The sequence below is a fragment of the Agrobacterium rosae genome, assembly GCF_002915175.1.
In the GTDB taxonomy this organism is placed as follows: Bacteria; Pseudomonadota; Alphaproteobacteria; order Rhizobiales; family Rhizobiaceae; genus Agrobacterium; species Agrobacterium rosae.
The window spans coordinates 808932-823807 of sequence record NZ_NXEJ01000008.1; the positions used below are offsets into that span (position 1 = coordinate 808932).

Annotated in this window: 14 protein-coding genes; 8 read left to right on the top strand and 6 right to left on the bottom strand. The window is 55.4% G+C overall.

From position 1 onward, the window contains the following. Positions 1-330 precede the first annotated feature (330 nt). The 6 genes from CPJ18_RS19465 (at position 331) to CPJ18_RS19490 (ending at position 6635) form a co-directional block, all read left to right on the top strand. Positions 331-1566, top strand: a complete 1236-nt coding sequence (locus CPJ18_RS19465) for an ABC transporter substrate-binding protein (RefSeq protein ID WP_077118538.1) — start codon at positions 331-333, stop codon at positions 1564-1566. Between the two features lie 157 nt (positions 1567-1723). After that, on the top strand, positions 1724-2626 hold the full coding sequence (locus CPJ18_RS19470; protein ID WP_077102677.1) for a carbohydrate ABC transporter permease: 903 nt from the start codon (positions 1724-1726) through the stop codon (positions 2624-2626). After that, positions 2619-3560, top strand: coding sequence for a carbohydrate ABC transporter permease (locus CPJ18_RS19475; protein WP_077118539.1), 942 nt, complete (start codon positions 2619-2621; stop codon positions 3558-3560). Before CPJ18_RS19470 ends, CPJ18_RS19475 begins: the two co-directional genes overlap by 8 nt. 5 nt (positions 3561-3565) lie before the next feature. Beyond that, positions 3566-4654, top strand: coding sequence for an ABC transporter ATP-binding protein (locus CPJ18_RS19480; protein WP_077102681.1), 1089 nt, complete (start codon positions 3566-3568; stop codon positions 4652-4654). A gap of 62 nt (positions 4655-4716) precedes the next feature. Then, entirely contained in the window at positions 4717-5478 is a 762-nt protein-coding gene (locus CPJ18_RS19485) for a sugar phosphate isomerase/epimerase family protein (protein ID WP_077102683.1), read from the top strand. A gap of 23 nt (positions 5479-5501) precedes the next feature. Further along, positions 5502-6635 carry a Gfo/Idh/MocA family protein gene (locus CPJ18_RS19490; protein ID WP_077102684.1) on the top strand — a complete coding sequence of 378 codons (1134 nt, stop codon included), beginning with the start codon at positions 5502-5504 and terminating at the stop codon, positions 6633-6635. A 37-nt stretch (positions 6636-6672) separates the two neighbouring features. Here CPJ18_RS19490 and CPJ18_RS19495 read toward each other — a convergent pair whose 3' ends face one another. After that, positions 6673-7512 carry an endonuclease/exonuclease/phosphatase family protein gene (locus CPJ18_RS19495; protein WP_103659656.1) on the bottom strand — a complete coding sequence of 280 codons (840 nt, stop codon included), beginning with the start codon at positions 7510-7512 and terminating at the stop codon, positions 6673-6675. 77 nt (positions 7513-7589) lie between these two features. Next, positions 7590-9050, bottom strand: a complete 1461-nt coding sequence (gene cls, locus CPJ18_RS19500; RefSeq protein WP_077118541.1) for a cardiolipin synthase — start codon at positions 9048-9050, stop codon at positions 7590-7592. Between the two features lie 242 nt (positions 9051-9292). Here cls and CPJ18_RS19505 point away from each other — a divergent pair, with 242 nt between their 5' ends. After that, positions 9293-10591, top strand: a complete 1299-nt coding sequence (locus CPJ18_RS19505) for a L,D-transpeptidase family protein (RefSeq protein ID WP_077102690.1) — start codon at positions 9293-9295, stop codon at positions 10589-10591. After that, entirely contained in the window at positions 10588-10821 is a 234-nt protein-coding gene (locus tag CPJ18_RS19510; protein ID WP_077102692.1) for a sulfurtransferase TusA family protein, read from the top strand. Before CPJ18_RS19505 ends, CPJ18_RS19510 begins: the two co-directional genes overlap by 4 nt. 7 nt (positions 10822-10828) lie before the next feature. Here CPJ18_RS19510 and queE read toward each other — a convergent pair whose 3' ends face one another. From queE to CPJ18_RS19530, 4 genes are all read right to left on the bottom strand, one after another. Beyond that, a complete protein-coding gene (gene queE, locus CPJ18_RS19515) occupies positions 10829-11566 on the bottom strand; it encodes a 7-carboxy-7-deazaguanine synthase QueE (RefSeq protein ID WP_077102694.1) in 738 nt (245 codons plus the stop codon). Continuing rightward, a complete protein-coding gene (queD, locus tag CPJ18_RS19520; RefSeq protein ID WP_077102696.1) occupies positions 11563-11931 on the bottom strand; it encodes a 6-carboxytetrahydropterin synthase QueD in 369 nt (122 codons plus the stop codon). The genes queE and queD overlap by 4 nt, the downstream gene beginning before the upstream one ends. Then, complete coding sequence (gene queC, locus CPJ18_RS19525; protein ID WP_077102698.1) at positions 11931-12641, bottom strand: 7-cyano-7-deazaguanine synthase QueC; 711 nt, start codon at positions 12639-12641, stop codon at positions 11931-11933. Before queC ends, queD begins: the two co-directional genes overlap by 1 nt. 132 nt (positions 12642-12773) lie before the next feature. After that, positions 12774-14750, bottom strand: a complete 1977-nt coding sequence (locus CPJ18_RS19530) for an acid phosphatase (RefSeq protein WP_103659727.1) — start codon at positions 14748-14750, stop codon at positions 12774-12776. Positions 14751-14876: the final 126 nt, after the last annotated feature.

Here is a 14876-nt window from a genome sequence, read left to right on the forward strand (position 1 = left end):
GAGATATACATTGTCCGAGTCCAGCATAGTACCGTTTCGATTTGATTGAGGGTAAACTCACTTGAGTAATCAATTTCTCGAAACCCCTTAGATGCACTAATTGTGTTGCGGCTTCTCAATGGGATTACAGTATCGACAGCAATCCGCGACGATTGCATCAGGCTTGGGGATATTTCGACAAAGTGTGCACCGTCCAGCCTCACATGCGGATCACAACTAATTGTAATTAAATAACTATTTTAAGTTTTATTTTTTTCTGCCATCGCTGTTGCAGAAGCGGGATCTTTCGCATAGGTTTTTACGGCAACGTTTCAGTGAGGGAGGAGACTCATGCGCATTCGTTCTATTCTGGCCGCTCTGGCGGCTGGTGTCATGTTACCTGCAGGTATTGCGGGGGCCACTGACTTGGAAGTAACGCACTGGTGGACATCGGGCAGTGAAGCTGCTGCGGTGGGAGAGCTTGCCAAGGCATTTGATGCAACCGGAAATAAGTGGGTGGATGGTGCCATTGCCGGTTCGGGCGGCACCGCACGTCCTATCATGATCAGCCGTATCACCGGTGGTGATCCCATGGGTGCAACGCAGTTCAACCATGGACGGCAAGCGGAGGAGCTTGCGCAGTCTGGATTGATGCGCGATCTCACCGATGTCGCGGAAAAGGGTAAATGGAAGGACATCATCAAACCAGCCAGCCTTTTGGATAGCTGCACCATAGATGGCAAGATCTATTGTGCGCCCGTCAACATTCACTCGTGGCAGTGGCTATGGCTTTCCAACGCTGCTTTCAAGAAAGCTGGCGTAGAAGTTCCCAAAAACTGGACTGAGTTCATTGCAGCTGGTCCAGCCCTGCAGAAAGCGGGTATCCAGCCGCTTGCCCTCGGCGGCCAGGCGTGGCAGGCAAACGGACTGTTCGATACTTTGGTGCTGTCGATAGGCGGCAAAGACCTTTACGAAAAGGTCTACAAGGATAAGGACGCTGAAGTTGCTGCCGGGCCGGAGATGCAGAAAATTTTTGCTGCAGCCGATGAAGCGCGCAAGCTTGCCAAGGGTTCCAACGTTCAGGACTGGAACCAGGCAACCAACATGGTCATCACTGGCAAGGCTGGCGGTCAGGTCATGGGTGACTGGGCACAGGGCGAATTCCAACTTGCCAGTCAGAAAGCCGGAACTGATTATAGTTGCCTGCCAGGGCTTGGCCTCAGCGACTATCTCACGACGGGCGGTGATGCTTTCTACTTCCCTCTGCTGAAGGATGAAGCGAAATCAAAGGCGCAGGAAGTCTTGGCTGAAGTGATCGTTGATCCTAAAACGCAGGTCGCGTTCAACCTGAAGAAGGGTTCGCTTCCTATTAGGGGTGATGTCGACCTCTCAGCGGCCAATGACTGCATGAAAAAGGGTTTGGCAATCGTGAATAAGGGCAATGCCCTGACGAGTACCGATCAGCTCATCTCAGCCGATACGCAAAAGCAGAAGGAAGATTTGATGGCGGAGTTCTTTGCCAATTCATCTCTGACGGCTGAAGCTGCGCAAAAGCGCTTTGCTGAAATTATCGGCTCAGCAGACTGATAGTCTTGCCTGTGAGCGATCAGTCGAACTGACAGCTTGCAGGCACCTCCTTGCCAGACATGAAACGCCTTTGGCGTGTCTGGGACATGTGTTGCGGGATATGCTTATCGAGCTACCCGCTGCACAATCAACCTTTACGATTGATAAGGAGTGGGACATGGCAGTGAAACGCCATTCTGGTCGTCCGAACCAGCTATTCCGCAATCTGAATTCAAAGATTGCATCGATACCCATGATCGTGACCGCAATGGTCATCTTCATGGGCGGAACGATCTGGACAGTCGTTTATTCCTTTACCAATTCAAAGCTATTGCCGCGCGCTTCCTTTATCGGCTTCGAGCAGTATGAACGCCTTTGGGCGGCACCTCGCTGGATTATTTCGATTCAGAATCTGGCCATCTATGGCATTCTTTCTTTGATTTTCAGCCTTGTGATCGGCTTCGTCCTCGCGGCGCTGATGGATCAGAAGATCCGGTTTGAAAACACGTTCCGAACCATCTTTCTTTATCCCTTTGCGCTGTCCTTCATCGTCACCGGACTTGTCTGGCAATGGCTCCTGAACCCGGAATTCGGCATTCAGGCCGTGGTGCGGTCGCTGGGCTGGGAAAGCTTCACCTTCGATCCGCTCTATAATTCGGATTTCGTGATCTATGGTATTCTGATTGCCGCCCTCTGGCAGGGAACCGGTCTCGTCATGTGCCTCATGCTTGCGGGCCTGCGCGGGATCGACGAGGATATCTGGAAGGCCTCACGCGTTGACGGCATACCCATGTGGAAGACCTATATTCTCATCGTGATCCCCATGATGCGACCGGTCTTCATTACCACGCTCGTCATCATCGCCAGTGGCATCGTCAAGGTTTACGACCTCGTGGTCGCGCAAACCAGCGGTGGTCCCGGCATCGCGTCCGAAGTCCCTGCGAAATACGTCTACGACTACATGTTCCAGGCACAGAATCTGGGGCAGGGCTTTGCCGCATCCACCATGATGTTGCTGACTGTCGCAATCATCGTCGTTCCGTGGGCCTATCTCGAATTCGGAGGGCGCAAACGTGGCTAATATCTCAACGCTCAATACCGTCGCCGCCGGCGTGGACCCAGTGTCCTCTCAACTTGGTGGTCCACGCGGACGCAAGCCGCACAAGCGGATATCTCGGCGCAATATCATCCTCTACGGCAGCCTGTTCGTCGCCGCGCTTTATTACCTGCTGCCGCTCTATGTGATGATCGTGACATCGCTGAAAGGCATGCCGGAAATCCGCATGGGCAACATCTTTGCCCCGCCGATGGAGATCACCTTCGAGCCTTGGGTCAAGGCATGGTCCAATGCCTGCACGGGTTTGAACTGCGATGGCCTTTCGCGCGGTTTCTGGAACTCGGTCCGCATCATGATACCGTCGACCTTCGTGTCGATCCTGATTGCGTCCGTCAGCGGCTATGCACTGGCCAACTGGAAGTTCAAAGGCTCCGAGTTCTTCTTCTCCATCCTCATCATCGGTGCCTTTATTCCCTATCAGGTGATGATTTATCCAATCGTGATCGTGCTGCGCGAAATGGGCGTCTACGGAACATTGACCGGCCTCATCATGGTTCATACCATTTTCGGCATGCCCATCCTGACCTTGCTGTTTCGCAATTATTTCGCCGGTTTGCCGGAGGAGTTGTTCAAGGCGGCACGCATCGATGGGGCGAATTTCTGGCAAATCTATTTCCGCATTATGGCCCCTATGTCGCTGCCGATTTTCGTGGTGGCAATGATCCTGCAGGTCACCGGCATCTGGAACGACTTCCTTTTCGGCGTCGTGTTCACCAGACCGGAATATTATCCGATGACGGTTCAGCTCAACAATATCGTCAACTCGGTTCAGGGTGTGAAGGAATACAACGTCAACATGGCGGCGACCCTTCTGACCGGTGCCGTTCCGCTGTTCGTCTATTTTGTTTCAGGTAGACTTTTTGTCCGCGGCATCGCCGCAGGCGCAGTCAAGGGTTAAGCTTCATGAATAAAAGCGTCTCCATTCGCGACCTGTCCCTGTCCTTTGGCGCGGTCACCGTGCTCTCAGACCTCAACCTTGATATTTACGAGGGCGAGTTTCTCGTTCTTCTGGGTTCATCGGGTTGTGGCAAATCCACTTTGCTCAATTGCATTGCGGGGCTGCTGGAACCGACGGACGGGCAGATTTTCATCAAGGACCGAAACGTCACCTGGGAAGAGCCGAAAGATCGAGGCATCGGCATGGTGTTTCAGTCCTATGCACTTTATCCGCAGATGACGGTGGAAAAGAACCTGTCCTTCGGCTTGCAGGTCGCCAAGATCCCTAAGGAAGAGATCGATAAGCGTGTCAAGCGCGCAGCCGGTATCCTCCAGATCGAGCCGTTGTTGAAACGCAAGCCCGCAGAACTGTCCGGCGGTCAGCGTCAGCGTGTTGCCATTGGACGTGCGCTTGTGCGCGACGTCGATGTCTTCCTGTTCGATGAACCTCTGTCCAACCTCGATGCCAAGCTGCGGTCCGAACTGCGCGTCGAGATCAAGCGGCTTCACCAGTCGCTGAAAAACACGATGATCTATGTCACGCACGACCAGATCGAGGCGCTGACTCTGGCAGACCGCATCGCGATCATGAAAAGCGGTGTCATTCAGCAGTTGGACGACCCGATCTCGATCTATAACAAGCCGAGAAATCTGTTCGTGGCTGGCTTTATCGGCTCACCGTCGATGAATTTTCTGCGCGGGGAATTGGTCGAAAAGGACGGGAAAGTCCATTTCGTCACCAATGGCGTTAGCTTCACGCTGGATGGATACGATGCATCGTCGCCACTCAATCCCGGCACCTCGGCCGTTCTTGGCGTGCGACCGGAACATGTGCGTGTCGATAGCGATATCACCAGCGGCGAAATCCACGATGCTGTGGTCGATATCGAAGAGCCGATGGGGGCGGATAACCTCATCTGGCTGAAGCTTGCCGGACATACGCTGTCTGTTCGTGTCGGCGGACACAGGCGTTTCTCGCCAGGGACTAAGGTCAAGCTCGCCTTCGATATGTCCATGGCATCGCTCTTCGAAGCGACAACGGAAGAGCGCATCTAATCCACACTACCAAATTCCACCGGGCACAATCCCAATGTCAGGCCCAATGTCAGGAGAGACAGATGACGAAACTTGGTTTCCAGCTTTACAGCGCGCGCAATTTTCCGCCGCTTTCGGATGTTTTGAAAAAGCTATCGGCGGCAGGATACGCTCACGTCGAAGGATTCGGCGGCATTTATGGCAGCATGGACGACGCGGCCTTGAAAGCCCTGCGCAGCGATCTCGATGCCAACAATCTGACCATGCCGACAGGACATTTCGGTCTCGATATGCTCGAAGGAGAGCCACAGAAAGCGCTCAACATAGCGAAAACTCTGGGTATTCAGGCGATCTATTGCCCTTATCTCTTGCCCGATCAGCGTCCAAACGATGCTGCTGGCTGGCTCTCTTTCGGCAAGCGCCTTCAAGAAGCCGCCACGCCTTTCCGCGATGCGGGCCTTGCATTTGGTTGGCACAACCATGACTTCGAATTCGTAAAGCTGGACGACGGCTCCACGCCGCAGGATCAGATTTTTGCCGGTGGACCTGAGCTGGAATGGGAAGCGGACATCGCCTGGATCATCCGCGGAAAAGCCGATCCGTTCGAGTGGATCGAACGCTATGCCAGCCGCATTACCGCAGTGCACGTGAAGGATATCGCGCCAGCGGGTGAGAACACGGACGAGGACGGCTGGGCAGATGTCGGCCATGGCACAGTGGACTGGAAGGGACTTGTGGACGTGCTGAAGAAGACAGCTGTCAAATATTACGTGGTCGAGCACGATAATCCCAAGGATGCAGATCAGCTGATCACGCGTTCCATCGCATCCTTCAATACCTATTAATCCATCAATCTGGAGTTTGAGACATGGCCAAGGAACTTGGCGTCGGCATCATTGGATGCGGCAATATTTCAACAACCTACTTTTCGCTCTCACCGCTGTTCAGGGGTTTGAAAGTCCTGGCCTGCGCCGACCTCAACCGCAGCGCTGCGGAATTGAGAGCCGAAGAGTATGGTGTCAAAGCGCAGTCCATCGAGGAACTGCTTCAGAACGACGAGATCGATGTGGTGGTTAACCTCACCATTCCGGCAGCGCATTTTTTCGTTTCGAAAGCCATTCTCGAAGCGGGCAAACATGTCTATTCGGAAAAGCCTCTCGTGCTGACGCTTGAACAAGGCGAGGAACTGCGGCGTCTGGCAACCGAAAAAAAACTGGCGGTTGGCTGCGCACCCGATACGTTCCTGGGTGGTTCGCATCAACTGGCCCGCAAATATATCGATGAAGGCGGCATCGGGCGCATCACGTCGGGCACATGCCACGTCATGAGCCCTGGAATGGAAATGTGGCACCCCAATCCCGGCTTCTTTTTCCTTGCCGGCGGTGGCCCGATCCTCGATCTCGGCCCGTACTACGTCGCCAATCTCATCAACCTTATCGGCCCGGTCAAACGCGTCGGCGCATTGACCTCCATGGCCAGCTCAACGCGTACCGTGACCAGCCAGCCGCTGAACGGTCAGCTCATTCCGGTTGAAACGCCAACGAACATTCATGCTCTCTTGGAGTTTGTAAACGGCGCGACGATCACGCTGTCTGCCAGCTGGGATGTATGGTCACATCGCCATGCAAATATGGAGCTTTATGGTACCGAAGGCTCGATCTATGTGCCGGACCCCAACTTCTTCGGTGGTGTGGTCGAGGCCAGCGGTCGCGACAAGGATATCAAGCCGCTCGAAAATTGGGATCATCCGTTCGGCATCGCCAATCAGGAAAGCCCACAGGGACCGCGCGCAAACTACCGCACTGCCGGTTTGGCGGACATGGCAATTGCCTTGACGGAGGGACGTGATGCACGCTGCTCTCTGGATCGCTCACTTCACGGGATCGATGTCATGACATCCATCTTGAAATCAGGCGAAGAAGGCCGCTTCATCGAGCTGACGACAACCTGCACCCAGCCAGCGGCCTTGGGTATCGAAGAAGCGCAGGCGTTGCTACGTTAAACACAGTTGGCGGATACTCTCAAAGGTATCCGCCACTTCAGGCTGTGGGGTCGTTCGTTAGAACATCTGTTCTGATGGTGGCCTTCACAGGCAGGTGATCGGACGCTACGCGAGACAAAACGCTATTGTGCGCCGTCACATTGTCGATCAGTCCGGCGCGATTGGAGATGATCCGGTCGAGAGCCAGCACGGGCATGCCAGCGGGAAAGCTTGGAACGGCTGGCGGCAATGTTCCGAAGGCATCGCGGAACGTGTTGAGAGACGAGCCGTTGCCCAGTCGCCATTCGTTGAGATCGCCCAGTAGGATCGTGGGCTGTTTGTCTCTCGTGTTGAGCAACTCCACCAGGGCCTTTGCCTGTTGAGCCCGAGAATGCCTTAACAGACCGAAATGGGCCGCGATGATGCGCAACGTTCCGCCCTGTTTCAGGTCCAGCTCCACCACCAGTGCTCCGCGTGGTTCCAACCCCGGTAGTTTGAGAGGGTGCACGTCGCGCACGGCACCTTCCTTGAACAGGACGACATTGCCGTGCCAGCCATGCGCCTTCGTACCGGCCGCTATTGGCACAGGGGACAGCCCGCATTCCCGCTCCAACCGGATGAGATCGAGCAGACCCGTTCGCTCTCCGAAGCGGCTATCCGCCTCCTGAAGCGCGATAATATCCGCTTTGATTTCCTGAATGACGTGGCTTGTGCGGTCCGGGTCGAATTTTCGGTCCCGTCCGACGCATTTATGAACATTGTAGGACGCGATGACGGGGAAACCTTCATCGCCGCATGGATCGCTTTCGATAAGACGTTTCTTGCGATTGCGAAAGGACGTCATCAGCACAGAGGGCAGGCTTTCCGGCTTCGCACGCTTTGGTTTCTTATCTTGCATCTACCATTACCCATTCCCACTGCTCACAGCGTATCGCACAAAATATGAAGCCTTTTTGCGACGCTGCATTTGCAACCTTACAAATATGGCGACGCCAACCACAGGACCCTTTCGAAAAGGCGCATCAGAAACGGTCGCGCGCGTAGCTCCTCGAGCTTCACTTGTTTTGCGTTTTCCATGGCGTCACCGAAGCGTTGGGAAACCGCATTTGCAAAACCCTCATCGATAACTTCTATGTCCACCTCAAAGTTCAATCGCAAGGAGCGCGGGTCGAGATTGGACGAGCCGACATAGGACCATCGGTCATCGATCACCAAAAGCTTGGAGTGATTGAAGGGGCCTGTCGCGCGCCAGATCCGACAATAACTTTTCAGCATCTGGTCGAATTGTGCCGTCATGGCGTGGTCGACAAGCGTCAGATTGTTGTTGGCGGGAACGATGATATCGACCTGCACCCCGCGCCTGGCAGCGGTTGTCAGGGCTGAAATCAATTCTCTGTCCGGCAGAAAATAGGGAGACATGATGCGGATGGAGGAGCGTGCAATGGAAAACGCTCCCATCAACATTTTATGGCTGGTTTCGATGCTGTTGTCGGGTCCGGACGCAACGACGCGGCCCAGAATAGGGGAGCCGGGTTCGCCGTCCGGAAGCGTCACGTCCCAAACCGGGCCATCCAGTAATTCGCGGGTCGTGAAGCGCCAGTCTTCGGCTGCGACGGTGAAGAGGTCTGCCACGAGGGGGCCAGTCACCCTGAAATGCGTGTCACGCGCATGTCGATCTCCGGAAAACTCCTGCGTAAAACCTTCCCGGATGTTCATTCCACCGGTGAAGGCCACGCGCCCATCCACAACCAAAATCTTGCGGTGGGTGCGCAAATTCGCATAGGGCAAACGCAAGCCGATGATGACATTGCCATTAAAAACGGCCGCTTTGATGCCGAGTTTCTGGAGGCCCGGCATGATGCTGGGAACGGAATAGCGCGCGCCTACCGCATCGACCAATATGCGCACCTCGACACCACGATGTTGCGCGTTGGACAGAGCCTCCACGAACCGTAGTCCTATGCCGTCCTGGTCAAAGATATAGGTCTCAAGAATGATGGATCGCTTTGCGTTGGCAATGGCCTCCAGCATCGCGGCATAGGCTTCGTCGCCTGAGGAAAGCGGCTCGACAACATTGCCGGTCGTCAGCGCATTGCGCGTCACCCGGTCGCCGACATTTTTCATGGCTAGGAACCGACGACCGAAGCGGGCGATCACCAGGTCATCATCGGCATCGAAAAGGGCAACACGGTCCATGATGGTTCCGTGCATCAAAGAGCGCTGTTGGCCAAGAGAACTGCGGCGGATGCGGTTTATTCCGGCGACGCCGTAGATTGCGGCACCCACGAAGGGTGACAGCAGGATGACGCCGACCCAGCCAAGGGCTGTACGCACCTCCTGCTTCGTCATCGTTGCGTGAATGGCAGCGATAGCACCCATGACAATGGAGAGGGTGGCCAGTATATGCGGCCAATAAGTGGTAAAGAGATCAATCATATAGGGAATATAATGGAGTTGCGCCAAGCCGCAAGCCGCATCGCCCCGTGGTGGAGTAGCGATGTGTTAAGGCTTTGTAAGCTATATCGGGTGCCAAGAATTTTTGATAAAGCCGATGACACGATGAACGCTTTCCGGGAAATATCTTCCAAAAATAGCCTTTTGATCGCAAGTCGGCAGACTTGTATTCAAATCGGAAATATTTTACCACCGTGTCACCTCCTGCAAACCGGTGAAACGCCATGCGTTTGAGACATATTGCGCTTCTTGCCTGCACCGCATCTATGCTCGCAGGCTGCAACGAAACGCTCGAAACAGTCGAGCGTGATGTTTCGCATGTAAAAAACAAGGTCGATTACCCGCTTTCCGCGTCCATTCTGGCTGAAATGGACAAGAAGAATATGGATCGCAATGCGCCGATCATGATCCGTATCTTCAAGGAAGAGGGTAAGCTCGAAATCTGGAAGGCCAAACGCGACAATCGCTTTGACGTTATTGCGTCTTACGACATCTGCGCGTGGTCGGGTAAACTGGGTCCCAAAGTCAAGGAAGGCGACCGGCAGGCACCTGAAGGTTTCTATAATCTGACGCCCGGGCATCTGAACCCGAACTCCAATTATTACCTCGCCATCAACACCGGCTTTCCCAACCGTTATGATCAGGCCAATGGCCGTAACGGCACCAATCTGATGATCCATGGTGCATGCTCGTCGTCGGGTTGCTATTCGATGACCGACGCGCAGGTGCTGGAGATTTACGGTTTTGCACGTGACGCCTTCAAGGGCGGTCAAAAGACCGTGCAGCTTCAGGCACTGCCTTTCCGCATGTCGGCGGAAAATATGGCGCGCCACCGCAACAGCGAGCATTATGAATTCTGGAAAATGCTGAAGGTTGGCTACGACAATTTCGAAGTCACCAAGCGCCCACCAGAGGTCAATGTCTGCGAAAAGAAATATGTCTTCAATCAGCAGGCTGAAGGCGGCCAATTCAACGCTTCTGCCTCTTGCCCGAAGATGAGCACGCCGCCAGCGCTTGCCAGCGCGCTTCAAAGCTACGCCAAGACCTATGATGTCGCTTATGCCAAGGCGACCAGCAAGCTGGACGGCATGGTCTGGTACGATCCAAGCGAAGCCGAGCGCAAGGCGCTGGTTGCCGCCAAACGCAAAGGTCGCGAACCTGCCTATGCGCCCACCGGCTCTGCCCTCAAGGCTGGGAAGCTGATGAAGGAAACCGAATTCGCTGCGCTGATGGAAAAGAAGGCGGCCAAGGGTATCTCCGGACAGGCCGCAACAGCGATGGCCTCGGCATCCAACCCGGGCGCAACGACTGCGGCGACGGTTGGAACGCAACAACCGGCTGCTGCCCGCGTTGCACCCACGGTTATGGTTGCGGCAACGGCAGCGCCAGCGGCTCCAACACAGCCAACGGCCGTTGCCCAGAGTGTGCCAGTTCCAGCCCTCAATCCGCTAGCTTTCTCGGCACCGCCACAGGCCGATGATGCCCAGAAGAAACCATTCTGGAAATTCTGGTCCAAGCAATGACGCGTCCCGACGCTGAAATCTATGATCTAAGGGGGCTGAAATGCCCCCTTCCTGTTTTAAAAACCCGCAAAAAACTATTGGCCATGGCAACGGGTGATGAACTCTGGGTCGAAACCAGCGATCCTCTGGCCGTCATCGATATTCCCCATATGTGCAGGGAAGATGGTCATCGTCTGATGGAGGCCGTTGCGACGAGTTCCGGCCACAGGTTTCATATCCGCAAGGTGTGATGCCGTTTCAGACGCCGCGCTTGTTGCCCCAAAGCAAAACATGCAGTTGCGGCAGTACGCGCACGTCGAACCAGCGGTCGGCGCTGACCCTGTCGACCAGCCACAACATCCGGTCCATCACACCGTCGATATCCACCAGGGCATCGTCGTCATCCGGTGGTGGAGGCGTATGGTTGCCCGGCTGGAGATGGACTGCGAGATGAGGATAGCGGGCCGCGGCATGTTTCGCATAAGCGTAATCCGCATCATCGAAGACTACGAATTTCAAAGCGGTCTGTGGGCCGCCTCCTGCTTTTTCTAGACAGTGCTCAAACGCGTTCCAGTCAGTGTCCATGCCGCTGGAGGGAGGCTTGGGACTGAGCACGAGATAGTCGAGATCGGCAAACCAGTCCTTGGCGATGCTGCCTTGCGTTTCCAGCGCAAAACGATAACCCTCGCCATGCCCCTTCTCGATGAGTTTGCCGAGCGGCTGGATGGCAGGATTGCCGCCGGATAGGGAGACGGTCAAAGGCTTGCCGCCGGAAAGCGTTGTGACATCCTGCCAGATGGCATCGACGGACATCGGCTTCCAATCATCGCGATATTGGCTGTCCACCGCGTGAAGCGTATCGCACCACGAGCAGCGATAGTCGCAGCCGCCGGTGCGCACAAAAATGGTGGGAACGCCGATCAGCAAACCTTCACCCTGAATGGTCGGACCGAAGATTTCGCTGATCCGGATGGGTGTGTCCTTGGTGCTGCTCATGACTGACGCGACGGGCGATATTCCGCCCATGTCTTTGCAGTTTCGCTGACACGCACCGCGCTGGTTTCCGGCAGGCGCGCCTTGCACCAGTCATAGAAATGGTGGGCAAGGCGCTCAGCGGTCACCATGTCATGCCCCAGTACGTCATTGAGGTGACGGTGATCGAAGTGATCATCGATATAGTGCTTCAGTGGCGATAACTCCTGATAGTCGCGTACGAAGCCATGCTCGTTCAACGCCTCGCCGGAAAGCTCCACTTCCACGATGTAATTGTGGCCGTGTAGCCGCGCGCATTGGTGATCTGCGGGCAGGCCTTTCAGCTGGTGCGACGCGGAGAAATGGAATTCCTTGGTAATGCGAAACATCAGTTCACCTCCTGCGCGACATAGGCGCTGGTGGCCGCAAGCCAGAAGTCCGGGTCTTCGTAGTCCGTGGGATCATCAACCCCTGCCAGATGAAAAGCCTCGCGCCGCTCCACACAGGTACCGCAACGTCCACAGTGGCGCATTCCGCCCTTGTAGCAGGACCACGTTTCGGCAAAGGGCGTATCGTGCCTAGCACCGTCGGTCACGATGTCGGCTTTGGAGCCGGTGACATAGGGCGCGTAGAGCTTGACGTTTGCATAGCCTTCCAGCGCGTGGCGCTGCATATCGTTGAAACTGTCAATGAAACCTGGACGGCAATCAGGATAAATGAAGTGGTCGCCACCATGAACGGCAATGGCAACGGCGTCTGCCTGCTGGGCAGCAGCCAGGCCGAATGCAATTGTCAGCATAATGGCATTGCGGTTGGGAACGACCGTCGAGCGCATTGTTTCTTCGGCATAATGGCCATCGGGCACCGCGACGTCATCCGTCAGCGCGGACCCTGTCAGATGCGCGCCAATGGTGCGGACGTCGATGATGTGGTGTGGAACACCCAAGCGGCTTGCACAGAGCGCTGCGAAGTCCAGTTCCTTTTTATGGCGTTGGCCATAATCGAAGGAGACGAGTGCGATAAGTTCGTTTTCGGCTGCAATTTTATGCGCAAGCGAAACGGAGTCCAATCCGCCGGAGCAGATGACGATGGTTTTCATAGGTTGGATCCCTTGTTTTGACCGGGTGGGCTGCGACCGGATTACGGTTGCGGCTTTTAGCGCAAGTCGGGATCGTTGTGAAGAGGCACCGGCCTTTTAGGACCGGCACCTCTATGAAAGGTGATGCGCCGGTTATTCTACGATGACGGACAGTGTGGTGCCGGTGTAGACCGGGCGTACCGTCACGCCGCCCGTTTCAATCGACGCAAAGTTGCCACTGAGACCATCCGTCGACAATACTTCGAATCTCGATCCAGACGCCGGAGCATCGTCCTCGAAATTGAGTTGAAGTACCGCTCCGTCGATGACAGCCTTGCCCTTGATGTGCAGCGCAGTGTGCTTCGCATCCAGAGAAAGCGTGCCACCCGTCTGACTGTAATCGCCGGTGACATTCACTACTTCTGACGCTGCAAGCTTCAGCGTTCCGCCAGACACCAGCACGCTGCCGGTTCCAAGCGCTGTGCTGGATGCAGCGGTCAGTATTCCGTCCTTCAGTATAGTACCGCCGGAATAGCTGTTGGCACCGTCAAGATCCAGCGCACCCGTTCCGGTTTTCACAAGTCGGCCCGGCCCGGAAATATCGTTCGTCCAGCGATCTTGCGCATTGAACCCGCCAGCTGCGGCATTCATCGTCACGGTCACATCACCATTGAACGAACCGTAACCGGAGGCGGCGGCAACAAGGTTGATCCGGCCCCAGCCATTGCTATCGTCCAGTAGAGGATAGCCGGATTCTATGCCTGTGGAGAAGAGAACCGCGCGTCGTTGTGCATCGTCCAGATAGGGAAGGCGGGTTTCCAGCAGCACCTCGGCACCTTCAGGCACCACCATCGCAGCTTGCGGTGCAGCCGTGTCCCGGCTGAATGAGTAGGTCATACGCTTGCGGAAATCCGCCTTGTTGAGCGCGTCATTGGCAAATCGGTCAGTGGAAATATCAGCACTATGGGCATAGTCCCTCAAGCTTTCCCCCTGCGGAAGACGTTTGCTCAAATAGGCTTGCACCTCGTCATGCGCAGCCTTCTTTGCATCCGCCAATTTCGGATCATGTAAAATGGCAGCAGCGATGGCCGTCGCGGTGATCCGCCCGCCGATGACATCGAGCGGTGAGTGCATGCCCGCCACGATACGGGTATCACCCAGCTCGGATGCCTTGGTCAGCAATTCCGAAAAACGCTCGGGAACGGCGTAAGCATAGGCGATGGCCGAGAGATAGGCCGCGTTGGTATGCCCACTTGGAAAGCCACCATCTTTGGCGCGACCGCGATTTTCACGCGCATATCGCAAGGCAGGCACCGTGACGTCAGGCTCGGTCTCGTAGCGCTCGAATGTCTTGTCACCGATGGTTTCGGTGCCTGTTTCGATGACTTCGCCCTTGGCGTTCATACGCCAGGGGCGTGGTGTCGAATAGAAGTACTTCGCTGGCGACGTCGTCCCTTCCGGACCACGCATCAGCTTCATGAAGGCGACGAAATCTTTCAACTCGGAATCTGGCGCACCAGCCTCGGTGCCCTTATCGTCTTCCCGCTTGGTGATAACCTCGTTGACGTTGAAGTCCTCAAGCGTGTGGTTGATGGTGGTGGTGGCACCCGCGCCCTCGCGGTACCAGTGAGCCAACGGCCCAAGGCCTTCGATCACGCTATAACCCTGTGAGCGACGGTCGTTCAGATAGGCATTGAGAGCTTCCGCATCCGTACGGTTCTTGCCGGTTACGGATAGAACGTAGCGCATGTTTTCAGTCCAGATATCCGGATTGAGAACTGTCACCTTGCTGTAATCGGTCGGACCATCGCCATTGGCACCACCGTCGGCCCATTTCTCATCACCCAGCGTCCAGATACGATTGAAACCGGACAGGAGTTCAATGACCGGATTGTCCTTGTCATCATAGGCGCGAACCTCTTCGCCCTTGGAATTCTTGCCTGTCTGGTTGTAATAGTTTTCGGTGATCGGAAGTGGGTACTGAACATGTGGGGTTGGTACGCTGATTCCGAAACCGACACCTGAAGGTTTAGATGTGTCGAAAGCTTGTGCATGGGAAGCCATGCCGAGCGCTGCCAAGGATGCCAGCAGTGCTGAACGGAGCAAGGGGTACGCGCCCAAATTGGCCATGACAGCCTCCTTATTCATTTTTGTACAAATTGAGTGTGCAACAGCAGATGTCGCCAATGGTCGGCAAAATGCCCATGGTTGATGACAGTTTGATTACAGCACTCAAAGTTTGATCGGAGCGGGAGG

What these genes read in the sequence shown, in the direction of transcription:
- CPJ18_RS19495 (WP_103659656.1), bottom strand. Translation starts at nt 7,512, where the DNA reads ATGCAAGATAAGAAACCAAAGCGTGCGAAGCCGGAAAGCCTGCCCTCT.
- CPJ18_RS19470 (WP_077102677.1), top strand. Translation starts at nt 1,724, where the DNA reads ATGGCAGTGAAACGCCATTCTGGTCGTCCGAACCAGCTATTCCGCAAT.
- CPJ18_RS19480 (WP_077102681.1), top strand. Translation starts at nt 3,566, where the DNA reads ATGAATAAAAGCGTCTCCATTCGCGACCTGTCCCTGTCCTTTGGCGCG.
- cls (WP_077118541.1), bottom strand. Translation starts at nt 9,050, where the DNA reads ATGATTGATCTCTTTACCACTTATTGGCCGCATATACTGGCCACCCTC.
- CPJ18_RS19505 (WP_077102690.1), top strand. Translation starts at nt 9,293, where the DNA reads ATGCGTTTGAGACATATTGCGCTTCTTGCCTGCACCGCATCTATGCTC.
- CPJ18_RS19485 (WP_077102683.1), top strand. Translation starts at nt 4,717, where the DNA reads ATGACGAAACTTGGTTTCCAGCTTTACAGCGCGCGCAATTTTCCGCCG.
- queC (WP_077102698.1), bottom strand. Translation starts at nt 12,641, where the DNA reads ATGAAAACCATCGTCATCTGCTCCGGCGGATTGGACTCCGTTTCGCTT.
- queE (WP_077102694.1), bottom strand. Translation starts at nt 11,566, where the DNA reads ATGAGCAGCACCAAGGACACACCCATCCGGATCAGCGAAATCTTCGGT.
- CPJ18_RS19510 (WP_077102692.1), top strand. Translation starts at nt 10,588, where the DNA reads ATGACGCGTCCCGACGCTGAAATCTATGATCTAAGGGGGCTGAAATGC.
- CPJ18_RS19465 (WP_077118538.1), top strand. Translation starts at nt 331, where the DNA reads ATGCGCATTCGTTCTATTCTGGCCGCTCTGGCGGCTGGTGTCATGTTA.
- queD (WP_077102696.1), bottom strand. Translation starts at nt 11,931, where the DNA reads ATGTTTCGCATTACCAAGGAATTCCATTTCTCCGCGTCGCACCAGCTG.
- CPJ18_RS19530 (WP_103659727.1), bottom strand. Translation starts at nt 14,750, where the DNA reads ATGGCCAATTTGGGCGCGTACCCCTTGCTCCGTTCAGCACTGCTGGCA.
- CPJ18_RS19490 (WP_077102684.1), top strand. Translation starts at nt 5,502, where the DNA reads ATGGCCAAGGAACTTGGCGTCGGCATCATTGGATGCGGCAATATTTCA.